Source organism: Vibrio sp. 1F263, assembly GCF_041439035.1.
In the GTDB taxonomy this organism is placed as follows: Bacteria; Pseudomonadota; Gammaproteobacteria; order Enterobacterales; family Vibrionaceae; genus Vibrio; species Vibrio tasmaniensis_A.
Genome location: NZ_JBGONI010000003.1, coordinates 73487 through 95981 on the forward strand (window position 1 = coordinate 73487; position 22495 = coordinate 95981).

Consider the following 22495-nt stretch of genomic DNA (forward strand, 5'->3'; position numbering starts at 1 on the left):
TATTGCTTATGAAGTTAAAAGGTAAATTGGTTCTCGGAAACATGCTTATGGTCGTTTTGACTATGGGCTGCCTTTCCTTGTCTCAGTGGCTGATATCTTCATACTATAGTGATGAAATTCTGGAAGAAACGGCAACGAATATTGCAGAGAACTTTACTTCCCAAGCTCAGAGTCAAGCAGAACAAACGGTTGAGTACCTCTCAGATGCACTTTTTGATCCGATGTATTTTTATGATATCGATAATATTAACTCCATTTTAGAGCCTGCCTTTGAAAATAAAGATGTCATATTCATAAAGGTTTTTGATGCTAATGGTCTGATAGTTCGTACAGGAGAAGATGTAGTACTCGGTTATGGCTCCAACTTGGATATGCCAAGGGTGCAAGAAAATGTCTTGAATAAGCAAGAAGCTTACACAGAAATCAATTCATCAGCACTGATTGTTGCGCGGCCAATCACGATGAATAAGACTCGGTTAGGTGGCATAGTGATGAGCTACTCCTTAAAGGCTGTGAAAGACGATATCGAGAAAAATAACACCATTATCAAGGATATTACTGAGTCAAGTAGAAGCTATAGCGCGGTGTTGAGCATAATCTTGACAATGTTCATGTGTTTGGTGAGCTTACTCTTTTCCATGTTATTAGCTAAGACGATGATTCGTCCGATTAATCAACTCCTACAACATTCGAAACGCATCAGTAAAGGGATTTTCCAAGTACCAAACAACATTCAGCGCAGTGATGAACTCGGAGAGCTTGCTCAGGCGTTTGATAGGATGGATTCAAGCCTCAAGCAACGGAATGAGGAAGTAGAGTTTTTAGCTTACAACGACCCACTGACTAAGTTACCGAATCGCTCTCAGTTTATTAAATGTCTTGAACTATGTATTCATCGATGCAAACAGTCAAAAGAGGTGTTTGCGGTTTTCTTTATCGATTTGGACGAGTTTAAACGTGTCAATGACAACCTTGGACATCAAGCTGGAGATGAGCTGTTAAGTGAAGTGGCTCAGACATTAACTAACTCGCTAAAAAAAATTGGGCAAATGACTACAAAGGAAGAGCCTCAATGCATGATTGCAAGAGTTGGGGGGGATGAGTTTTTACTTCGCTTATCAGGAGTTAAGACACAGGATACAGTATCTAAGTTTGCCTCTGATATTGTGCACTCACTAAAACAGCCGATTTACCTCAATTCCGTAGGTGAATCGGTAGTGGTTGGAGCGAGTGTTGGCGTTGCTTTATATCCAGACTCGGGAAATACCTCTGAAGACTTGGTGAAAAGTGCGGACATGGCAATGTACAGCGCCAAAGAGAATGGTAAAGGTAGGTACTGTTTCTTCAACCAAGAAATCGAACAGAAGATACTCGCAAGAGGAGTCATCGAAAAGGAACTTAGATCTGCGATAGATGATTTTTCTCAGTTTAGGCTTTTATATCAACCAAAGTTTGACCTGAAAACAGGGCATGTCGTTGGAGTTGAAGCCCTTATACGTTGGCATCACCCTACAAAAGGCAATATTTCTCCAATTGAGTTCATTCCTATTGCTGAAGCCACGGATATTATTCATACACTTGGTGATTGGATAGTAATGCAAGCCTGCAAAGATATTCAGGAGTGGGATTTTAGACATCACCTTCCTCCCGAATTTTATGTTGCGATAAACCTGTCTCCAAAGCAGCTCTATGGCGATAAAGCACTCCGAACATTCCAATATCAAACACAAAAACATCAAGTTGAAGTGACAAGGTTACATATAGAAGTAACCGAAACGGCCCTAATGTTTGATAAGGTAAGCGCAAAGAAAACGTTGGACGACCTTAGGAGTATGGGGATCAAAGTCTGGTTAGATGATTTTGGCACCGGATACTCTTCACTAGGGTTCTTACGAGAGTTCAACATTGATGGTTTGAAAATTGACCGAAGCTTTGTCAATGATCTTGAGTGCGATATGAATGACCGCGCTCTATGTGCGGCAGTTGTTTCAATGGCTCACCAGCTAGGTATTAAGGTCGTTGCTGAAGGAATTGAAACAACTGTCCAGTCAAGCTTCTTAGCGCAATCGGACTGTGACTACGGACAAGGTTATCTCTTAGCCAAACCTATGAGTGCGGAAACGCTGTCGAAAAAACTTGAAACTGGGTTGAGCAAACCGAAAGATACAAACGTTATTTATCTGAAGTAATTACGCCTTATTCAGAGTCTATACCGACCAATAACAGTGTATTAATGTCTTCATGGACTAGTATACATTCCAAACTCCCCCGTTTAACGCAGTGTTAGGAGGGTTACCTAACACGAGCGCAAGTTATCGCGATCAACGATGTACTAAGGAAGTAAGATGATCTTGCCGTTCAAGCGTGTGGTTTTCGATTCAATGAGATCAATCGCGGTTTGCACTTCATCGAATGGCAGGTAGCGGTCAACGTCGAGCTGAATACCGTTTGTGATGAAGTGATCTAGCATAGTCGTGAACTTATCACGGCGAACATCTTTACCTTCGGCTTCTTCCCAATAGCGTAAGAAAAAGGTGCTGAAATCGATAGCTTGGCTTTTTGCGTATTCGAAGAAGCGTGGCTCGTAAAAATCCAACGACAGCGTCCCATAGTTGATAAAGCGCCCTTTGTTGCCAAGGGTGTGAATAAGGTTGGTTCCGGGTGATCCGCCAATCGCATCCAAGGCAACGGTTGGCATAGGCAAGCCTAACGCCTTAATTTGAGAAGCCAAATCAGCGTTCGTATCTAACACCCAACTGGAAGTGCTTGGGTATTGTGTCGGCTGTGATGTAACGACAATGATTTTGAAGCCGAGTGATACTGATAATTGCGAGAAGATCTTACCGATGGCAGAGCTGCCTGCGTTGATGATCAACACATCTTCTTGGGTCAGCTTAGCCACTTCTGTCGTCAACACCCATGCGGTTAGCGCATTAATGTACAACTGACAGGCGTAGCCATTGTCTAAATGCTGAGGAATTTGGAACAGGTCATCTGGTGATACATCGACATAGTTCTGCCATGTTCCACTGCTTGCCACAAGCACGCGCTGATTCACTGAAAACTCAGCACTGCTGGATTCTACAACCCTTCCTACCGCTTCAAATCCCGGCACTCTCGGCGGCTGATGGCTATGTTTGTATTGGCCCACACCATAAATCGACAACAGATCACTAGGGTTGATGTTAGTCGCTTCAATTTGTACGCGAACTTTATCTTTGTCTAGTGCCCCTAAAGCGACATGTTCTAACTTAAGAGATTCTTTTGGCTGACCGAAACGGAACTGGCTAATTCGGGTATTTTGCTTAGTGTCAGTCATAGTTCGGGCACCTTTATGGATTATGAGTACTGCATTGATTTTAAGTGTAGCGTGTTCATTAACAATCTTGGGTCGGTAATATTGCTCAACATCGATGTTGTTGGCAATCGATTGTTCAAATTGAAATTAGTTAACCAAAAGTTGACCAACACCTATCTACAATGATTCCTAGTTTAATAACTAGGAGTTAAGAAAGATGAACGTGCCTGAAATAATGTCTAAGTGGAAAACATTGCTGGCTCTGACCATGGCCTTGTTTGCTCTTAAGTTTCATCTACTTCTGATTTGGGGGCTATTTTGCTGGTTTTGGGGATGGGAAAATCTTCGCGCAAAAGAAGCCTTCTTTGTTGAACGTATTGAGCTAAAAGAACATCCAGTTTTGTTTACCTTAATCATCATCAGTTGGTTTGTGATGGGAGGGGTATATTTCTATATGGACAATAGAGTCTTTGAGTTTTTTAGCTCTTTGTAGCAAAGCAAAATTTAATAATTAGGATACGTTATGAAAATCTATTTAATTAAAGCGTCTGCTGGCAGCGATTACTCAAAATACAAAGCCTCTACGGGGGGACCTCCACAAAACATCTTTGCCGCCGCTGCTGCGACACCAAAGTGGTACAAGTTAGATATGGTTGATGAGACCATAGGTGAAAAAGCCGACCTTTATAATGATGCTGATTTGGTGGTGATATTTATGTCGACTCCAGATGCTTATCGGGCTTATGAGCTAGCTTCTAAATATAAGAAAAAAGGCAAAACAGTCATACTCGGGGGGTTACATACTCAGTTTAACCCTTCAGAAGCGGCAGTATATGCGGATTGTTTGGCGATGGGAGAAGTTGAGAACTACTGGGTTCAGTTACTCCGTGACGCAGAGTTTGGTTCGCTACAGCCTATTTATGAAAGCTCCGAGCCTGTCGATCTCAGTATGCTCAATCCATACCCAACAAATATCATCAATCCTGAAGCGTACAATTATACATGGTCAGTAGTTGTGACAAGAGGTTGCCCATTTAAATGTAACTTCTGTTTAGTGCCAAGGTTCTTTGATAAGTTCCAGAAAAGGCCAATCGAAAATATCGTCAGCGAGTTAGCGGATCTCAAGACATTAGGTATTGAGTGGGTTGAGTTACACTCCGACAATCTCACTCATGACCGTGAATATGCTTTGGCACTATTTAAAGCCATTGAGCCGCTTAACATGAGCTTCTATGGGGAAACGACAGTCTTGATTGCTCGTGACACCGAATTGCTTAGTGCTGCGGTGAAGTCAGGGTTCAAAGCTGTATTATTAGGCATAGAAACGCCATCTGAAGAGGCTTTAAAGGCTCAGAAAAAAGGCTTTGTGAAACCATCTAAAATGAAAGAGTACATCGCTGAGATAAGATCTCATGGTATTGAAGTATGGGGAGATTTTTTGTTCGGTTTTGATGAACATGACACTTCTATCTTCAAACAAACGCAGAAGTTCGTCGAAGATATCAAGGTTGATAAGGTGATCCCGCACTACATGATTCCGTTTCCCGGTTCGGAGTCTTTTAGTCAGCTAGAGCGAGAAGGACGACTTCTTACTAAAGATTGGTCCAAGTACGATGGTAGCCATCCGGTTTATCAGCCAAGTCGTATGAGCGTTGAAGAGCTAGAGGAAGGCTTGTATTGGATTTGGAGAAAGAATGCGAGCTTGAAAGAACGAGTTGTTGCCTGGTTCAATTAAAATTTGTTCTGGATACATGGAATGAAAATCGCGAAGGCCCATAAATAAGTTTTACTATTCGGAATGCCTGACTGAGTCAGTACACTTTAAAGGCTCCATGTGGAGCCTGTGCATCAAGTTTTTGACGTAGCGTTGAAACCCCGCGATCAAAAGCCATAGCTTTGTTTGATTGGATCGCAGACTAGTTTATATTTAGCATCCGCAGCTTCTTTCCCAGCAAATTCTAACATCGCTTCTGAATAACCCATTGCAGTGCCGAACTCTTCCATTATATAAGGATCTTCTTTGACACTCACTGTGCGATCTTTCGATAGCTCGACAATAAACTTAGCGTAATCTTGGTCTTTATCTAAGCCTGCCGCCCAACCAAAACAGTGAGCCGCATCTTGCTTAGGGAATTCGTTAAAATCTTCACCATTCACTTCGGCTAAAGCAGCACCCGAAACAAGTGCTGTAAGTAGTGACATGCTAGTAATTAATTTTTTCATATTGCTTATCTCGAATATTGAATATGAAGCTATCTTATTGCGAGCGCTATGAAATAAATGTGAATATATTTGTTATTATTTTCAAGTCATGTGACTTTTGATGTAACTGTTTTAATCTCTTACGAGCAAAGCATCGATTTCAAATGCAGCGTGTTCATAAACAATCTTGGATCGGTAATATTGCTCAACATGGCTGGTGTTGGTAAACAGTCATCATCAACGTAGTCGACATAGTCTGCCGCCGAATCAAAGATCAAAATATCCAAAGCCAAACGATCCAAGCCATATCGGCCTCGGTGGATCATATCCGCTGAAAAAACCAATAAGTCACCGGCGGCTAATGCTATCTGCTTACCACCAGAGATGTCATCGCTGCTCACTTTGCCGTTTTCTTCTTGGCGAACATTGTACTCTTCTTCGTTATCCCAACGTTTGTGCGTGCCAGGGATAAGTTCCATACCTGGCTCATCAAAAATGGGCACTCGCAGGTGCAATACTTGGGTTTCCATGATGACTTTCATCTGGTCATCAATGTCGTAGTCGTATTGACAGTCACGATGCCAGAAGTCTTTTTGTTGCGGATTTACCGGGTTGAAGAACAGCTGTGTATTCATGAATGCCGGTTTGTTCGGAATCACCGCATCAACCACATCCATCACTTGTTTCGAGCTGATGAAGTCGAAAAGTACACTTCTATCGTCGGCAGGCAAATACTCGCTTCCCGTAATTAAAGACGAGTTAAATGCTTCTTCTTTATAGAATTCTTCGTTGTCTGCTTTCCATGATTCATGAAATTTCAGTACGACTTTTCTAAGCGATGCAATTTGAGCTTCATCGAAATAATTTCTGATAACAAAGTAACCATGTTCGTCGTAACGGTCACTTAATTGTTGGCTGTTTTCTACCACTGACTACCTTCGTTCATTCTTTGCTGTGTAATAACCACAGATTTCTTGGGCGCATAATGCCAGACAGTCGCCATTCAACCAAGTAACGAGTGCAGAAGCCTGTAGATTCCGTGATGCTATGAAGCCATATGTGGACGAGTTTTACATGCCTATTCAGATCATGGACTCATGCGACAAGAATCTCTGCATATGTGATCCATCCCTTATTTTATAAAATATAAAGATTCATATGGTGAATGTTTTTGTGGTTTGTATGATTATTAACCATGTTGAAATTTGGTTGCGTATGGAAGATAGAAAATCATGGATGGTTTTTCGCTGGATATGAGAACACTTAATTTTATTATTATTTTGTTCTCTTTCATTTACTGTATTGGCTTATTGTTATTTCAATTCACTCAACAGCCAATTAAAGGGCTTTCAATCTTTTCCATTTCAATATTTGTTATCGGAACTGGGCCGTTGATGTTGAGCCTAAGAGGGGAGTTCCCTGATTGGATCACCGTTATTGGTGCCAATATGGTCATTGCGCTTGGTTTTCATCTCGCCTTGTATAGCTTATGTCTGTTTCGAGAATACTCTCTCAAATGCACCTACCTCAGTAGTCTAATGATGTTGGCTCTTTTGCCATGTTTTATTTACTTCACGTTCTATGAGCCTTCCATAAAGGCTCGAATTATCCTCATTAGTTTATATCTGGCTTTTGTGACTCTTTGCACTGCCTTTGCGGTATTAAAGGGCCTGCGTGATGACTTGACTCTAGGTATTCGGATGATGGCCTTGTCATTTACGATATATGGCGGGTTTATGGTTTTTCGAGTCGTGGTGACACTATTTTCCGCTGAGCTCCAGGATTTCATGGCGGCCACTCTCATTCATCAACTTGCCTTTTTAGTGAGCATCGTTCTTATTGTGTCGATGAGCTTTACAATGCTTTGGCTGATTAACGCAAGGTTGCTTAGTTCTATTCACGAGCTCTCCTACAGCGATCCTCTAACGGTACTGGGAAACCGCAGAGCATTAGATGAGATGGTTCCAGTTATCATGAAGCAGGCGGAGACTGCGCCTGTCAGTGCCATTATGATGGATATTGATAATTTTAAGTCGATCAATGACCAACACGGACACATTGTAGGTGACCTCGTGATCAAGTCTTTTGCTGAAATGGTTCAAAGTGCGATAAAAACATCGCCCAAAGCCAGTGCGTTTCGTTTTGGCGGAGACGAGATAATGATTTTATTGCCCAATGTTAATTTCCTACAAGCACAGGCTATTGCTTGTAAGCTGCGATTGTCTATTTCAGAGATCTCAGCAGTGCAAGGAAATGAGATGTTTCTGACATCGAGTTTTGGTGTTGCTCAGCTTCATCCGCATGAGAGTTGGAATGGGTTTATTAGCCGAGCCGACAAAGCGTTATATCAAGCGAAAACAAACGGTCGCAATATGACTTCAATTTGTCCTAGTCATATTAACGAGCTCGTCATTGCCACATAACCAAGACCGCTGCGATAGAAAGCAAGATGAGCGCAAGAATGTCTTTGCGCGCGATGCTTTGCCCCAACCAGAAATAGGATATCAACACCATGAAGATCACTTCGACTTGCCCAAGCGTCTTTACGTACGGCACGGCTTGAAGCGACATCGCGCTAAACCAACCCAAAGAACCGATAACACTCGCTAAGCTTGTCATGATGACTAGTTTCGACTTCTTGAATATCTGGCGCAGCGTGTCTCGCTCTCTGAAAAAGAGATACGTACAGATAATCACTGTCTGAAGGGAAATGACGAGGAACAGCACCCATGCAGCGCTATGAGGGAAGGGCAGCCCTATACTCAAGCTTGCTTCACGTACCCAAAGAGACGTTAAAGCAAAAGCGGTACTACACGCCATACCTAACAAAAACACTTTCGGAGACAAGCTTCGCCAACCAGAAGAACTACTCATGATTAGTACGCCTAACGTGCCAATAAGCACGCCAACCCAACCTGTTAGTGTCAAAGCAGTACCAAAAAACAATACGGATAGCACAGCAGATACGGGGGCTTCACACTTGGCTAAGCCTGCTCCTATCGCATAGTTTTCGAGCTTAAATAACATCACCATTAAACCCGTCGCGAGGATCTGCATAATGGCTGCTGCAATAATGTAGAAAACAAACTCACCCGAAAAATCAGGTGTGGATACTGGCTTCCATTGATAGAGGGCGCACAGATAAATTAAGGCGATTGGGCCTGCCCAGATAAAACGCGCCAGCGTCACACCAGCAACACTCATGGTGCCACTTAACTTGCTTTGAAAGGCATTGCGCCAAGATTGGCTGAAGGCTGCGAGAAGAGTAAAGGCTATCCAACTAAATGACATGACGCTTCCGTGTGTTATATAAAATTATGATTATATTAACAAATTTAACCAATAGAAGAAGGGGCTTGTTTGTTTATTGAGCGTCCATTTTCAGGCGGTAGTCTATTTGGGTAAATCAGAACTTTGTGCGAGCTAACCTTTGAAGAGTTAGCTCATTGAACTTCAACACAATATAGCTAGCCGCCTCAAAAAATGGGCTCTTTTCGGTTCTTGAAATAGAACAGTGCGCTGATCGTAATGAATAACAGAGTGAAGTAATAGAAAAACGAAGACAGTGAGGCCAAGAAGGCAAGGTTCTGCTCGATTTCTTGTTCGGTGTAGCCCAGAGACACCAACTTATAGTAGTAAGCGTACAAGATACCGATCAGGCCGTATCCGAGGTTAAACATCAGCCCTTTAAAGCTGAGAACCGTGGCTCTGTTGTGTGATTCGGTTTTTTTATTCAGGTGGTAGCTGATGAAAATGTTCATCGTCATGATGATAAAGATTAATACCAGTGCCGGAATGACTCCGTAAATCGACCAACCTAAACTGATCCAGTAATAAGTCGCCATGCTTGCCAATCCCATAACTACAATGAAGGTTTTAGCCTCCATACTCTCTGCTAATCTTCGGCTTTGTCCTGCCAATATAATCTTAAGCAAGCTGATACCCGCACCAATAAAACCAAAGTAGATAATTGGAATATCAATGGCCAGATAGTATTGGCTGTTCATGGTTAGGAACATGCGTGAGGTGTGTTCGAATAGGCTGTAGTAGAGCAAGATGAACAGCACGTAAGGCGTAGCAAATACCCACTTACCCGCATCGATCGTCAATTTAAGACTTGAGATGGTGGTTGCCAATTTGGTTTGGTCGCTTGGCATCACCTTTTTCTCTTCGCGCATATTAATCGCGGCATAGATGGCGATCATCGCTACAAATAGGGTGGCGAACACAGGAATACGCATCAGATCTTTAGTGCTTTCTGGTTCAGATAGTCCAAGGAAATGAAAGATGTTCGCCATAAAGTTCACGTCGTACATCGCCGCGCCAATTAGTGTGACAAAGATACCGACCGTTGAGGCGACACGAAGCTGAATTTGCAGCACTCGCGGCCACAACTCTTCATTGCCTTGTTCCTTTAAAGTGTCGTATGCCAGTGCCTCATCGGCACCACTGGCTAACGCCATCGCTAAGCCACTTAATATCCGGTTAACCAGAAACACAATGAAGACTAGATTGGCATCTCCAGTCGGAACAAGAGCAATCATGGCGATCTCAATGAACATCACAATTGAAGAGAGCACCACAAGCTTTTTGCGCCCTAAGGTATCGGCGAACGCGCCTGATGGTACTTCCGCAAGCACAATGGTGGCAGCCCACACTACATTGAGCATCGCGAATTGAGATAGGGTTAGCCCGTAATCTAAATAGAGTAGGGTGAAAATAGGGTAATAAAAACGCGCAAAGTAGCTGCTTCTAAACATCAAGAAGTAGCGGACATTGGGAATTTTAAGGATCTCTTTGGGCGTCATGATAATTTCAGTAATTTAGATAACACATCATTATGTATAACCCTTTTACTCTTTTAAATCATGGAATTGTTTCAAGAATCAGAAAAACAACTAGTTGAGTTTATTTCGCAGCGCCTTTGAAGGCTAGATGGAATAAAAAGAGGAGCGCTGTGGCTCCTCTTTTATCGTGGGTCGTAATGGACTTTATCGTTAGTACATAGACTTAGCGGCTAGTCCACACGCTTAAAGTTAGGCAGTAAGGTTTCTGGCTGTTGCGCTACAAATGCTTTACTTGGTGAGTAAGCGCGGAAGTAAACAAACCAGTTTTCATCTTCTCGGGTTTGCACCCAATTCGCTTCATTTACACCAGCAGGCTTAGTTGGCGAGAAGTGGAAGGTGTAATTGCCTTGCGAATCTTTAACTGTTCCTTCAATGTTAGAACCCACGTCGGCACGCTCAATTTCGTTGTCGATGATGGCGCGGTTCTCGACGTTGTAGACAGTGATGGTCCAGAATAAATCGGCGAAATTTACATCTCCATCTAGCGTCAAAGTATAGTGGTTACTGCCATTTAGCCCTTTGCCATTGTCGTCACGGTAGTTGTCTAGGTAGATCTGTCCCCAACCGCCGTTCTCAAATCCATGCATTGCAATGTCGTTAGTGACGGCTTCATAAAACCAAGCTGCACGTCCATCGAGGTCCATACCATAGTGACGGTCTTGGTTTGGTGTTGAAGCCGTTGCGATTTCCCACGAATTCCCTTCTTTACCGTAAGCCGCATGTGGTAGACGTTCGGTTTTGTTGAAATCGATGTTTTTGACCATAGCTTCACCCATGATTACAGCTTGTTCTAAGATGTCACGCTGCTGAGCTGATGGAGTAAATGCTTTGCCTTTTTCAATACCTAATGGGCGTAACATGTCGTACATCATACGATCGCGCTCTGCCACCGGTTCGGCTTGGATCGCTTCATTCAACGTTTCCCAAAATGCCATACCACGTGGGTGCTTAGCATCTTCACCACGCTCAGGGAAGTTCACGCCGTTATCGCTCAGTGGCTTGCCGTTAAGGTCAGTAATTTTTAATGCTTCTAAGTCTTTCATACGTTGTTGGTCTGAATCTGCCATTAAGCGAACACCCAAGAAAACATAGTTGGTGTCTGACTCAAAAACCTTAGCGCCTTTTGGCAGGTTGCTCGGTGTTTCAGACCCTTTGGCTTTTACCACGTAGACGCCCGGCTCAGTCATCTGAGAAATACCGATTTGCCACATGGTGTGTACTGCGCCGCGCAGTTCATTTGTGGGGATTTCTATAATAACGGGCTCTTTTTCTACGTTAAACCAAGTAATCGCGTAAGGCGTAGAGGTGTTGTAAGTTAAGCCTCCTAGCTTAGATTCATGAGACTCAACATAAGTAATTTGACCATCCTCTGCACCCATGTCGGCATAGGCTTGTTTCCATGCGTAGTTTGACACCAAAGGCACGGACCAAATGTAAGCTTGTGACGCGCGTTGATAGTCCATCAGTTCAAACAGTTTTGCTGAGCTTTCTTGTGTTGGAATGCCATGAAGAAAGTCGGTTTCGAAAGTAAAGTCACCTGCACGCGTTTGGATCGTTTCTGTCGCATCACCGTTGCCTGCTATCGCTGTGGCTGAAAACAAGGCTGTTACAGAAACTAGCATGGCAGCAGAGCGTAGTGGGCAAGTGAAACTACCGACAAAGGCTTTAGATATCATGTTCATAATGTGTCCTCAAAAACTCAAAATTATTCGTCAAAACGGGAATGGCTCGTCGAACCGAAATCATTGGTTCAAACTGAAAGAGCTCATCCAAGCAGAAAGTGACTGCTTAAAACTGATAGTTAAATTCGATGCGGTGATCACCGTCTTCGATACTGGTGTTTTCTGTCCAGTTTGCAAAATAACGAACGTTCGCCCTTGGGTTAATCTGGTAGCTCGCAGCAAACTCATGTGCGAGTACAGAATCACTGCCCTCGAATCCATAATCTTTGAACGTTGATGAACCAGACATTGTGCCTAAATACATAGGGTTATAGTTCAACCAAATCTTGTCGGTAAGTTGCATTTTTGCGTACATACCCGCCACGTAAAAGGTACCGTGCATGTTGTAGCGGTCGCGAAGTTGATCTGCGTCGAGGTTGCCTCCAGAACCTTCTACCAACTCTTCACCTGCAGCAACACCAACACCCGCAAGCGGATAGAAATTAAACATGCCCATTTGTGGAAGAGCCTGTATAAAGCTGTATGACGCACTACCTTGATTACTATCGAAATCCCAAGACATATCGACTTGTGTGCCTCGACCATTGGTTAAGTCTACGCCGAAGTTTCTGAAACGAATCGAATCGATACTGTCATCTGCGCCTCGGTTATTCCAACCAATGGCTTCACCAGCGATGCCTTTGACTTCGAAGACATTCATACCCATGGTCGTATCGCTACCAGTGTCATAGGTTTGCCCGATTTTCAGGTTTAAGCCTTTGTCTGTGTAACCGAAGCCACCTTGTGTATAGACGGCTAACGGATCTGACATATCTTGAATTTCGGCTTCTTCCGCGAACGCGACACTCACCAGAAACAAAGGAGTTAGAGAAAGGATTGAACGTTGTAATAACATAGATGCCTCATAAATTTATCTCACTACATCCGTGTACTGCGTGAAGGTGAGGTAACTATACAAAGTGGACATCGTTAAGTTAATTCATATAAACTTAACCATTCGTTAAGTAGTGGTTTATGGTTTGGGTATGAAACTGAATAATGTCGATTTGAACTTATTGAAAGTGTTTGTGGTGGTGTATCAGGAAAAAAGCTTGCGCAAAGCAGCTGAAAAGCTGTTTGTCTCGACACCAGCGGTAAGCCAAAGCGTCAAAAAGCTTAAGGAATCGTTAGGTGAAGAGCTATTTGTTTTGTCCAATAAGCAGTTTCTCCCGACGCCTTATTCTGATGAACTGTATCGACGTGTATTTCCACTATTGGACGGGTTGGTCACGGCGATAGAAGAGGGTAAACAGTTTACTCCTGCCGAACTAAGCGAAGACTTTAAGATAGAGGCGAACCCGCACCTTTTGCCTTGGTTAACACCCTCTCTGTTTCATCAACTCTCAGATGAAAGTCCACTTTCGAGGTTGATTAGTCATACTAGCTCCCAAGATTCACTGGAAAGACTGAAGAGTGACGAGATTGATTTTGTTATTCACTTTGAAGCTGAAAACCTGCCCGCCGAGATCATTGCTGTGCCTCTCGTGACCCTAAAATTTGTATTGGCAGTAAGAGTCGACCATCCTTTTAAAGAGGATGTAGCACAGATCGATGATTTGTTGTCCTTTCCATTTGCGCATGTTGACCTTGCTTACTTCGATCAAAACAAACACTCGCGATTGGAAGAAGAAGTTTTAAGCCAAGGTAAATCGATTAATATGGCGCTTCGAACGACGTCAGTTGTTGGGTTAATAGAAACGATTAAGCATTCCAATATGATCGCACCCTGCATGCCTCCGGTGATCGAACAGCACAAGGGAGTATTGCGCTCGATTGTGATTGAAGGATTAGAAGAAGATGCAGAGAAAATGGAGGTATTTGCCTATCTTCATAAGAAAAACCAACATTCTGCCAAATACAAGTGGTTACTGGATTTGATCGAAACGGCGATGATTGAGGCCAACCATCAGTGAGTTCTAATCGTTTTTTTTTAATTGATTCACTTAACCGTAGTCAGCTATTCATTTTCTGTTTCTTTAGAAGCGTTTGGCGCCCAGCCTTTCTCTAGCCAGTTGTCCAGTAGGTGTTGCAGTGCGTTCAAAGAGGTTGGCTTCTCTAGGCGACCGTCCATCAGTTTTCTGATCATTTCTAGCTCACGTTGTCCTGATTCACCAGACAAAGCAATAATTGGTGTTTGAGGTGAGCGCGCCTTGATGATCTGGCTTGCGTCAAAGCCATTCATTATCGGCATTTGTACATCCATTAAGATCAAATCAACTTTGTGTGATCTGAACAGCTCGACAGCATTTTCCCCGTTTTTAGCTTGCAAGCTATTTACGCCAAGTCGGCTCAGGTACATCTGAACAAGCGTGCGTTGCACTTCTTTGTCATCAACAATAAGTACCGTCGGTGCAAGATGGCTTGATGCTGGTTGATTTTCTGCTTGCGTGCGTTCTGTTTGCTTACTTTCTGTTAGCGTACTTGCCGGTTCAGGTTCTATATCACCGCTTGGAGTTTGGCTCTCTGGTTTTACATCAGCTTCGGCTTTATCTTCCGTCGATTGGTTGTGTTTCCAACCGTTGAAATAAGGCGTACGCAGCGTCTCCGCTTTTGGAGCATTGGGTACAATAGGGAAGTACAGGTGAAACTCAGTAAATTCACCAAGTTTGGAATGGCATTCCACTCTGCCACCAAATGAGCGCATCACTCGTTGGCAATACCCCAGTCCTAAGCCGCTACCACCGCTTTTTTGGAAAGAGAAAAAGTCATCAAAGACCTTATGAACAATGGCTTCGTCAATGCCGGGGCCGGTATCACGAAATGTGAGAACGTTCTCGTAAGATCCTGTTTTGGTGCTGATCTCAATTTGGCTGTCTGGGTAAGAATCAAAGTAATAGATTGCATTGCGTATCAGATTGAAAATGACGAAGTTGAATAGAGTTTCATTTAGTTTTGCCACAAAATCAGCGTGTTGTGGTAAACGAATTCGCTCAATGATCTTCTCGTTCTCAAAGCCATAGTGGCTGACGGCTTGGTCCACGGCCTTGTGGATAGATGTCATGGTGATTGGTCCATGCTCAGGCGAGCTGTCACTGACTTCTCGTAAGATGATATCAATCAGTTGCCGCCCGCGTTGAATCGCTGCTTGGCCATTCTCAATGTCAGTCAAGATTTGTTGAGTTGGTGCTTGATTATCAATGTGCTGCTTTAACACCTCAAAATGCAGTTGCACTTGAGCGAGTGGGTTACGCATCTCATGAGCGATCGAGTTAGCAAGAGCACGACTTTGGCGAATTCGTCTATCGGCTTCGATGGTGCTTTGTACACGCGTTAACAAGGTTTGCAGTGCAGAGATTTCTTCATTAGAGAACATACGATTGTTGCTTTTGTGCGATGATACTAGCAAGTGTGTGACTGATTTTTTGTGTCCGAATAGTGGCATTACCAACGCGGTGTTGTTTGAACTCATCTTGTCATAAAGTGCTTTTAGCGGCCGTTTAGCGAGCGCAGTATCATCTAGCTCTTCAGAAAGCTCATCAAACACTAGAACGGACTCTTTGCTAGATAGGTAATCTTCGTAGAAGGTTTCGTTGTAATTACTGTTAACTAGTCGAAGCTTATCTTCTGGGATTTGCAGTTGGCGACCTAAACGACGCATGGCATCGTCAATCGACAACTTAAAGCCTTCTTCTAATGCGAGTATCTGTTGTACCGGTGTCTTTTTGTTTCTATAGACAAGCAATGAGGAGTAAGGACTTACACGTTTGTAGATTGGACTCCATGTAATGCCGATAATCGCGCAGATGGGTATCGCTAATAGCCATTGGTTACCGTCAGTTAGGGGAATAAATACCGTACAAAAAGGTATCACTAAAATTGCACACACCAGCAGCACATTAAGGCTTATGTATGTAAGGTATTTGAAACTGTAGAAGCGAGAGGTCAGCAGAGCATAGCCTACAAATAACATCTCACTGAGCGACAACGCTGGGGGGAGCCAAGTGAGCGAGAAATCACGTAGGAAATAGGCAACGCCAATGTGAATCGTTGCTGTAGATAGCATGAATACCAAGATGCCTGTAATCATGTAGTTGGCTTTGGCTAATGTTAGCTTGCTGCTATTGGTACGCATGGTCACTAGATTAGTCAGTGTAAGGGCAATCAAGCTGATAACCCCAATGAAAAAGTAGGGTGTATGCGGGCCAAACTCGATCACGAATTGGCTTGGAGCCGTAATGGTGACATCTTCTACCGTTAACCCTGGGGTCAAATTGATATAGAAAGAGTAGCCCGTCATGCTCGCGAGAATGGTTTGTTGCCACCTATGGATTTTACCACTGCGGTTTTCGGCTGCGAGCTGACACGAGAAGTAATACGCAAAGGCAAAAGCAAGGAAAGAGCTGAGGTTGGCCAACTTTGCTGCGAATATGGCTGCTGTGGTGCCAAGTCCTGGCAACAAGCCAGTGTGGAAGTAGGCATTACTGCTGATCCACGTAATAATACAGATGGAATATGCGATGTAAGGTACATGGTGTGTCCCCACTATCGCTTCGTTCTTTTGTTTAAGGCGATAACAATAGTAGAACAGCCACATTACAACAACAGCGACCGTTGCAAGCAGAGTGATGGCTTTAGCAAAGAATATCGCCTCTAGCCCAAGATCAAACGTCTTCATATTATTTGCCACGCTGTATGTTTATTTTCACGGAGGCACCGTCTATAGTCTCGAAAGTTGACATGATTGAATGCCTTCAACATCAGTTCAATATTCCATAACCCGCGGTAAGTCAGTAAGTTCGTTTCGTTCAAGTCACAAGACCCTAGCGGCAAGTATGCTTGTGGTTCGATAGCCTTGTAAAAATTGAGTATCAAAGGTTGATCTATAATGGTGAAACCAATTTTATAGCTCGCTTGATGTAACAAGTTAAGCATCTCTTTTTGAGCAAGATAAAGGAAGTAGACTTTTTGTTGAATATTTCCACTCACGGTTAGGCGTAGAATTTCACATACAGCTTGCATTTCGGCTAATTGTAATTGGAACTTATTATCGAACTCTGGAATAGAGTCACACTTTGATAGGGCCGGTTGAGTAAAAATATGTAGCTCTGCCAGTCCCTTATAACCACGTCTGGATAAACCGTACTTCCATTTGTCGTTGCTAAACATGGGGGCGTAGCTTAGCCAAGTCTCATTTTTTGACCAGTCCTGAATTAGGGCTGAAGAGACTAGGGTTGGAAAGGCTTCATCTGTTGGGTGTTTGAGTAGAATAAAGTGCTTACCTGTTTGTGATAAGTGGAGTAAAGGCAGCATCTCATACCACTTCTCACCTTTAATAAAAACCTCAAGGTTGCTTAAAGCAATAGCATCGTTGATTGGTATTCCTTGAGGGCGACTTGGCGTTTGTACTAAGAGTGGGCTATTTTCTATTTGGTCAATGATTACACCATAGTAAGCACTATCTTTAATGGGCAGATCTATAGGATAAGGGGCATGGGTGCTCAATGGTAATTTTGCTTTGATTGCGGAAATTTCACATTCACACCAAAAGTCCAACCAATGCATATAGCATTGTCCTACCGCTTCCTCTAAGAGAGCAACTTCTGCGGATAAGGTATTTGGATAGCGCTGAACCAGATCGCGGTAGTCCATCACTTCAAACATTACTGAGTCGCTTTTTGTTTGATGTTCAGGGAAAAGCAATTCTATTTGGCTTCGACGATGTTCTGCCACTGTTTTGAAAAGAGCCGTGCGCTGTTGCGGTTGATAAGTGTCGAGTACGAGTTCAACCAGAGCGTGTTGTTTTTTTTCGATAGGCAGGCTGCTAGCCAACAGTGAACCTAAAGACGACATTAATTCCATGTAGTGAACCGCCTAAGTTTATCCAATTGTTTTTATGTGACTTATACCCGTTTATGAGAGATGTATCTATGGCTGATGTTTGAGAGTAGTTACTTTATAAAGTTGCCCTAACTTTTTGTGCGTTTAGTTTCTCAAAAACAAGCTGCATTTAAAGTGGGAGTTTACTACTTGTACTAATCCTAAACAACATGGTTTCGCCATTTTTCAATCAATTCATGAACCCCTAAATTAGTGTATTCTCAAATACTTACTTGTCTGCTTATTGTCCGGCTTTGGTTTTCTGACAGTGCTCTGTATTTACAGATTAGTTACAACATAATTTCTGATGAAGTGATGACATTCGAGGTTTAAGCTTGCCTGCATATGAAACATCATTACGGGTAATCTCTCGTAAATGACTGACTGAATGAACGATGTAGAGAGGATTTATGAAAAAAGTACGATTAACATCATTACTTGGATTAGCAACTGTGTTTAGTGTTGCTGTGTTAGCTGGATGCAGTCAGGAGTCTGATGCTCCCGTGCAACCGCAAGAGAAAGCGAATCCGATCTGTAGCACTAAAAACCTGACAGGTGGTTGGTCGCAAAGCGCTATCACACCACAAGCTAAGCAAGCTTTAGACGCAGTTCTTAGTCAAATGAACACTTCAGCTGAGCTCAAGCAGATCTTGAGTGTTCGAACTCAGGTTGTCGCGGGTTTGAACTATGCGATCGAGTTTGAAATGGATAATGGTGAAGTGTGGAATACTGTTGTTTATCGCTCGCTACAAGGTGATATCGAAATGACGCAAGCTGCACAACAAGGTCGCTTGTGTCCGTTGATTAACTAGTCTATTGACTTACATGTCTATTGTTCAACTAACCCATTGATTAACGAGCATGTAAATAACGTCACACATAAAAAGGGCTCCTAGATTAGGAGCCCTTTTTTATTCTGAATCGTACTGACGTAATGAACCTGATTAACTGGTCAGTTCCGGCTCTGATAGCTCTGGTTTATAAAGCGCTTGCACGCAAGCACGGCTGATGTCTTCATCAATGTAGGCCATTCCAAGCTTATTGAGATAGTCCATACGATCCGCAGTGCGCAGTTCGATGTCTGGGCCTGCGATGTTGTTCTCTTGATAGATCTCAGTTAAGTGAGCCATGAATTGCTCGCCAACACTCATCATTAATAGGCTCATTGCGCCAACGTCAGGCCTTACTTTGGCACGTTGTTTATCCGTTAAATTTACCGCTAATACGATAGGGCGCTCTTCACCCTCAAAACGAGTGCTGCGCTCGCGAATGGTTTGCTGAGCCCAGTAGTAGGCCAGTTCTTTACTCTGTGTTAAGAAGACGGGCTCAACGGATTCTGTGTAATTATTGCCAATCGTTGCCATGGTTTTTGACGCGGCTTCATTGAGTGCTTTGTCTCCTGAGCGTTTCAGCCCTTGGCCTTGGATTGAAGCGAGCAAGGCTGAAGATGTGCCGTGATACCAAGTATCACCAGTCGCGAAACCATTTTCTGACAGCAGTGTTTTAGCATCTTGTAGGTGTGTCGGTATTGAAGTCATAGGCACTCTCAATAAATAGGCATATCAATAAATAGGAAAATCAACAAACAGGAATGTGATCAGTTTAAACAGAATTTTTCAGGGTCACAGTGGTGTGGAACACAAATCTGAGGCTTTGAGATGAAGCCGGCAGTACAAGCTTGATCCCAAAACCTCCTCCCTCCCAGCACCTAACAGGGAAAAGGGAGGGGGAGATTCTAGAAGGGAAACGCTGTTAACGATTAATCAAATTGATTAGACGTATTCGCTTCACCCGCTGCTTTTAGTGCATTTTCACCAGCAAAGTATTCTTTGTGGTCATCACCCATGTCTGAACCAGACATGTTTTGGTGTTTAACACATGCAATACCTTGGCGAATCTCTTTACGTTGAACATTTGCAACGTAGCCCAACATGCCTTGGTCACCGAAGTATTCTTTTGCAAGGTTGTCGGTAGACAGTGCTGCTGTGTGGTAAGTCGGCAGAGTAATCAAGTGGTGGAAGATACCCGCTTCGCGAGATGCGTCCGCTTGGAATGTACGAATCTTCTCGTCAGCGCTTGCAGACAGTTCAGTTTCATCGTATTCCGCACTCATTAGGCTTGCACGGTCGTAAGCTGATACATCTTTACCTTCTGCTGCCATTGCATCGTATGCTTGTTGGCGGAAGTTTAATGTCCAGTTGAATGATGGAGAGTTGTTGTAAACCAGTTTCGCATTAGGGTGTACTTCACGTACGCCGTCCATCATCTCTTTGATTTGACCGATGTGTGGTTTCTCAGTCTCAATCCAAAGAAGGTCAGCACCCGCGTTGATTGCTTCAATACAGTCGAATACACAGCGGTCTTCACCCGTACCTTCGCGGAATTGGTATAAGCCTGAAGGCAGACGCTTAGGACGAACTAGCTTGCCGTCACGGTTGAAGCAAACATCACCTTCAGCCATATCTGCAACATCAATCTCTTCAACATCTAGGTAAGAGTTGTAGATGTCACCTTGGTCGCCTGGCTCTTTCACTACCGCGATTTCTTTTGTTAGGCCAGCACCTTGTGAATCGGTACGAGCAACGATGATGCCGTTGTCGATGCCTAGTTCAAGGAAAGCGTAACGAAGTGCTCGAAGTTTTGCGTGGAAGTCAGCATGAGGAACCGTTACTTTGCCGTCTTGGTGACCACATTGCTTCTCATCGGCTACTTGGTTTTCGATTTGTAGACAACATGCACCCGCTTCAATCATCTGCTTAGCCATTAGGTAAGTCGCTTCTGCGTTACCGAAACCTGCATCGATATCCGCAATGATTGGTACTACGTGTGTTACGTGGTTGTCGATTTTGTCTTGGATTTGGTCTTGTCGATTCACATCACCCGCTTCACGTGCTGCGTCTAGTTGACGGAACAAGCCACCTAGTTCACGAGCATCCGCTTGACGTAGGAAGGTGTATAGCTCTTCTACTAGGCCAGCAACTGACGTTTTCTCATGCATAGATTGGTCTGGAAGTGGACCGAAGTCAGAGCGAAGTGCTGCTACCATCCAACCTGAAAGGTATAGGTAACGACGGTCTGTCTTGCCATCAAAGTGCTTCTTAATAGAAATCAGCTTTTGTTGGCCGATGAAACCGTGCCAGCAACCCAGAGACTGAGTGTATTGAGAGCTGTCTTCGTCGTAAGCCGCCATGTCTGCACGCATAATATCTGCCGTGTATTGCGCAATATCCAGACCTGTTTTGAATTTGTTTTGAGCTCGCATACGAGCTGCAGATTCAGGGTTGATTGCATCCCATGGAGCACCAGCAGCGCTTTTTGCAACTTCAATCTTTTCGATATCTTGTGTAATTTGCGACATAACTATTCCTTAGTTTCACGTGGACATGTTGGCCAATTTGGCGAGGTCATTTGATTTGGATTAAATCTAACCATGGACAAAGAATAACCATGTATGTGATAATTTTGTTAATTTATAGTTATTATATTCGGTATTTTTCTTATGAATATTGCTCGTATAGACCTTAATTTACTTGTGTATTTAGACATGTTGCTACGTGAAAGAAACGTAACACGAGCAGCAAATCAGTTAGGAATCACTCAGCCAGCCATGAGTAATGGCCTGCGTCGATTACGTGATCTATTTGAAGACCCGCTGTTGGTGAGAACCAGTGAAGGGATGATACCGACCGAGCGAGCACATAAACTGCAGCCATTGATTAGAAACATCTTGGCGAATGTAGAAAAGACATTGCAGCCGACCACGGAATTTAATGCAGAAGACAGTGAACGTGTGTTTCGTATCATGGCGAGTGACTATGCTGAGTCGACCATTATTCAGCCGCTATTAAAAAAGTTGAGCGAGATAGCACCGAAAATACGCTTGGATATTATGACGCCAAGTGACGTGAGTTATCAGGATGTGGAGCAAGGCACTGTTGATATTATCATCAACCGTTTTGACGATATTCCACAGTCGTTCCATCAGATGAGCCTTTGGCACGACGGGTTCTCTTGCCTATTTAGTTGTGATAACCCGATAGCGGACAACTTCGATATTTTGTCTTATCTAAAGGCGCAACATATCTGGGTAAGTAAGACGGGTATGGGCACCGGCGTTGGGATTAATCCAAGCGAAGCGCAAAAGCTTGGTTGGATAGATGAAGCATTAATGCGCATTGGCAAAACGCGTAATATCACGGTGTTCACACGACACTACCTGTCGGCGATTCTCTTCGCTCAACAGAAGAACCTGATCCTGACCATTCCAACCAAAGCAGCACAATTGCAGCGCAACAACCCTCGGTTGTTAATCAAACCTGCGCCATTTGCTATTGAACCCTTTGAGGTGAAGATGGCGTGGAGTCCATTGTTACAAACTAATCCAGACCATCAGTGGATGCGCCGATTGATTAAAAGTGTCGCCAATGAAATAGAGAGTGGTGTGACGGAATAACACAGTTTGCAGGGTATTTTTTATATGAATATCCAGTATAACTGGCATAAATTAGCTAAATTTATGTCCGTTGCGTAAGTTTAAGTTAGTAAAGTAAATTTGAGCTAGTAACGTGAATTTAAGCCAGTTACGTAGATTTAATGAGTAGTCATCAGTT

At 43.4% G+C, this 22495-nt stretch carries 18 protein-coding genes; 7 read left to right on the top strand and 11 right to left on the bottom strand.

Features of this window, described 5'->3' with window-relative positions:
* Positions 1-8: 8 nt before the first annotated feature.
* The gene (locus ACED25_RS02835; RefSeq protein ID WP_371694578.1) at positions 9-2189 is read left to right on the top strand and encodes an EAL domain-containing protein; all 2181 of its coding nucleotides are present in this window, start codon (positions 9-11) and stop codon (positions 2187-2189) included.
* 143 nt (positions 2190-2332) lie between these two features.
* Here the strand turns inward: ACED25_RS02835 and ACED25_RS02840 are convergent, their stop codons facing one another.
* Entirely contained in the window at positions 2333-3319 is a 987-nt protein-coding gene (locus ACED25_RS02840) for a zinc-dependent alcohol dehydrogenase family protein (RefSeq protein ID WP_371694579.1), read from the bottom strand.
* Positions 3320-3515: 196 nt separating this feature from the next.
* Here ACED25_RS02840 and ACED25_RS02845 point away from each other — a divergent pair, with 196 nt between their 5' ends.
* Together ACED25_RS02845 and ACED25_RS02850 are read left to right on the top strand one after the other, a co-directional pair.
* On the top strand, positions 3516-3791 hold the full coding sequence (locus ACED25_RS02845) for a hypothetical protein (protein ID WP_102568572.1): 276 nt from the start codon (positions 3516-3518) through the stop codon (positions 3789-3791).
* A gap of 30 nt (positions 3792-3821) precedes the next feature.
* Positions 3822-5033, top strand: a complete 1212-nt coding sequence (locus tag ACED25_RS02850; protein WP_371694580.1) for a radical SAM protein — start codon at positions 3822-3824, stop codon at positions 5031-5033.
* 146 nt (positions 5034-5179) lie between these two features.
* Here ACED25_RS02850 and ACED25_RS02855 read toward each other — a convergent pair whose 3' ends face one another.
* Both ACED25_RS02855 and ACED25_RS02860 read right to left on the bottom strand, forming a co-directional pair.
* Positions 5180-5521 carry a hypothetical protein gene (locus ACED25_RS02855; RefSeq protein WP_017081414.1) on the bottom strand — a complete coding sequence of 114 codons (342 nt, stop codon included), beginning with the start codon at positions 5519-5521 and terminating at the stop codon, positions 5180-5182.
* Positions 5522-5640: 119 nt separating this feature from the next.
* Positions 5641-6429, bottom strand: a complete 789-nt coding sequence (locus ACED25_RS02860; RefSeq protein ID WP_371694581.1) for a phytanoyl-CoA dioxygenase family protein — start codon at positions 6427-6429, stop codon at positions 5641-5643.
* Between the two features lie 303 nt (positions 6430-6732).
* Here ACED25_RS02860 and ACED25_RS02865 point away from each other — a divergent pair, with 303 nt between their 5' ends.
* The gene (locus tag ACED25_RS02865; RefSeq protein WP_371694582.1) at positions 6733-7923 is read left to right on the top strand and encodes a GGDEF domain-containing protein; all 1191 of its coding nucleotides are present in this window, start codon (positions 6733-6735) and stop codon (positions 7921-7923) included.
* Here the strand turns inward: ACED25_RS02865 and ACED25_RS02870 are convergent.
* The 4 genes from ACED25_RS02870 to ACED25_RS02885 all read right to left on the bottom strand — a co-directional run bounded on the left by ACED25_RS02870 (position 7910) and on the right by ACED25_RS02885 (position 12924).
* A complete protein-coding gene (locus ACED25_RS02870; protein ID WP_065607841.1) occupies positions 7910-8791 on the bottom strand; it encodes a DMT family transporter in 882 nt (293 codons plus the stop codon). The two genes, ACED25_RS02865 and ACED25_RS02870, sit on opposite strands and share 14 nt — an antisense overlap.
* Positions 8792-8976: 185 nt before the next feature.
* Positions 8977-10308: an MFS transporter gene (locus tag ACED25_RS02875; protein ID WP_371694583.1), complete on the bottom strand. Its 1332-nt coding sequence runs from the start codon at positions 10306-10308 to the stop codon at positions 8977-8979.
* A 209-nt stretch (positions 10309-10517) separates the two neighbouring features.
* Positions 10518-12029: a DUF1214 domain-containing protein gene (locus ACED25_RS02880; protein ID WP_371694584.1), complete on the bottom strand. Its 1512-nt coding sequence runs from the start codon at positions 12027-12029 to the stop codon at positions 10518-10520.
* Between the two features lie 106 nt (positions 12030-12135).
* Positions 12136-12924 carry a hypothetical protein gene (locus ACED25_RS02885; protein WP_017091728.1) on the bottom strand — a complete coding sequence of 263 codons (789 nt, stop codon included), beginning with the start codon at positions 12922-12924 and terminating at the stop codon, positions 12136-12138.
* A gap of 130 nt (positions 12925-13054) precedes the next feature.
* Here ACED25_RS02885 and ACED25_RS02890 point away from each other — a divergent pair, with 130 nt between their 5' ends.
* Positions 13055-13981: a LysR family transcriptional regulator gene (locus ACED25_RS02890; RefSeq protein WP_009845787.1), complete on the top strand. Its 927-nt coding sequence runs from the start codon at positions 13055-13057 to the stop codon at positions 13979-13981.
* A 44-nt stretch (positions 13982-14025) separates the two neighbouring features.
* Here ACED25_RS02890 and ACED25_RS02895 read toward each other — a convergent pair whose 3' ends face one another.
* Together ACED25_RS02895 and ACED25_RS02900 are read right to left on the bottom strand one after the other, a co-directional pair.
* On the bottom strand, positions 14026-16683 hold the full coding sequence (locus ACED25_RS02895; RefSeq protein WP_371694585.1) for a response regulator: 2658 nt from the start codon (positions 16681-16683) through the stop codon (positions 14026-14028).
* Entirely contained in the window at positions 16680-17867 is a 1188-nt protein-coding gene (locus ACED25_RS02900) for an acyl-homoserine-lactone synthase (RefSeq protein ID WP_371694586.1), read from the bottom strand. Before ACED25_RS02900 ends, ACED25_RS02895 begins: the two co-directional genes overlap by 4 nt.
* A gap of 428 nt (positions 17868-18295) precedes the next feature.
* On the opposite strand from ACED25_RS02900, the gene ACED25_RS02905 reads away from it, so the two are divergent.
* Positions 18296-18697 (top strand): cystatin domain-containing protein, encoded by a 402-nt coding sequence (locus ACED25_RS02905; RefSeq protein ID WP_371694587.1) that lies wholly within the window; start codon positions 18296-18298, stop codon positions 18695-18697.
* A gap of 132 nt (positions 18698-18829) precedes the next feature.
* On the opposite strand, the gene ACED25_RS02910 is transcribed toward ACED25_RS02905, so the two are convergent.
* A complete protein-coding gene (locus ACED25_RS02910) occupies positions 18830-19423 on the bottom strand; it encodes a hypothetical protein (protein WP_371694588.1) in 594 nt (197 codons plus the stop codon).
* A 221-nt stretch (positions 19424-19644) separates the two neighbouring features.
* Complete coding sequence (locus tag ACED25_RS02915; protein ID WP_017102743.1) at positions 19645-21243, bottom strand: isocitrate lyase; 1599 nt, start codon at positions 21241-21243, stop codon at positions 19645-19647.
* Positions 21244-21384: 141 nt separating this feature from the next.
* Between ACED25_RS02915 and ACED25_RS02920 the strand changes: the two genes are divergently transcribed.
* A complete protein-coding gene (locus ACED25_RS02920; RefSeq protein ID WP_009845781.1) occupies positions 21385-22338 on the top strand; it encodes a LysR family transcriptional regulator in 954 nt (317 codons plus the stop codon).
* Positions 22339-22495 lie beyond the last annotated feature (157 nt).

Bases quoted from the DNA above. Each gene is read 5' to 3' on its own strand.
- ACED25_RS02835 (WP_371694578.1), top strand. From the start codon at position 9: ATGAAGTTAAAAGGTAAATTGGTTCTCGGAAACATGCTTATGGTCGTT.
- ACED25_RS02840 (WP_371694579.1), bottom strand. From the start codon at position 3,319: ATGACTGACACTAAGCAAAATACCCGAATTAGCCAGTTCCGTTTCGGT.
- ACED25_RS02845 (WP_102568572.1), top strand. From the start codon at position 3,516: ATGAACGTGCCTGAAATAATGTCTAAGTGGAAAACATTGCTGGCTCTG.
- ACED25_RS02850 (WP_371694580.1), top strand. From the start codon at position 3,822: ATGAAAATCTATTTAATTAAAGCGTCTGCTGGCAGCGATTACTCAAAA.
- ACED25_RS02855 (WP_017081414.1), bottom strand. From the start codon at position 5,521: ATGAAAAAATTAATTACTAGCATGTCACTACTTACAGCACTTGTTTCG.
- ACED25_RS02865 (WP_371694582.1), top strand. From the start codon at position 6,733: ATGGATGGTTTTTCGCTGGATATGAGAACACTTAATTTTATTATTATT.
- ACED25_RS02870 (WP_065607841.1), bottom strand. From the start codon at position 8,791: ATGTCATTTAGTTGGATAGCCTTTACTCTTCTCGCAGCCTTCAGCCAA.
- ACED25_RS02875 (WP_371694583.1), bottom strand. From the start codon at position 10,308: ATGACGCCCAAAGAGATCCTTAAAATTCCCAATGTCCGCTACTTCTTG.
- ACED25_RS02880 (WP_371694584.1), bottom strand. From the start codon at position 12,029: ATGAACATGATATCTAAAGCCTTTGTCGGTAGTTTCACTTGCCCACTA.
- ACED25_RS02885 (WP_017091728.1), bottom strand. From the start codon at position 12,924: ATGTTATTACAACGTTCAATCCTTTCTCTAACTCCTTTGTTTCTGGTG.
- ACED25_RS02890 (WP_009845787.1), top strand. From the start codon at position 13,055: ATGAAACTGAATAATGTCGATTTGAACTTATTGAAAGTGTTTGTGGTG.
- ACED25_RS02895 (WP_371694585.1), bottom strand. From the start codon at position 16,683: ATGAAGACGTTTGATCTTGGGCTAGAGGCGATATTCTTTGCTAAAGCC.
- ACED25_RS02900 (WP_371694586.1), bottom strand. From the start codon at position 17,867: ATGGAATTAATGTCGTCTTTAGGTTCACTGTTGGCTAGCAGCCTGCCT.
- ACED25_RS02905 (WP_371694587.1), top strand. From the start codon at position 18,296: ATGAAAAAAGTACGATTAACATCATTACTTGGATTAGCAACTGTGTTT.
- ACED25_RS02910 (WP_371694588.1), bottom strand. From the start codon at position 19,423: ATGACTTCAATACCGACACACCTACAAGATGCTAAAACACTGCTGTCA.
- ACED25_RS02915 (WP_017102743.1), bottom strand. From the start codon at position 21,243: ATGTCGCAAATTACACAAGATATCGAAAAGATTGAAGTTGCAAAAAGC.
- ACED25_RS02920 (WP_009845781.1), top strand. From the start codon at position 21,385: ATGAATATTGCTCGTATAGACCTTAATTTACTTGTGTATTTAGACATG.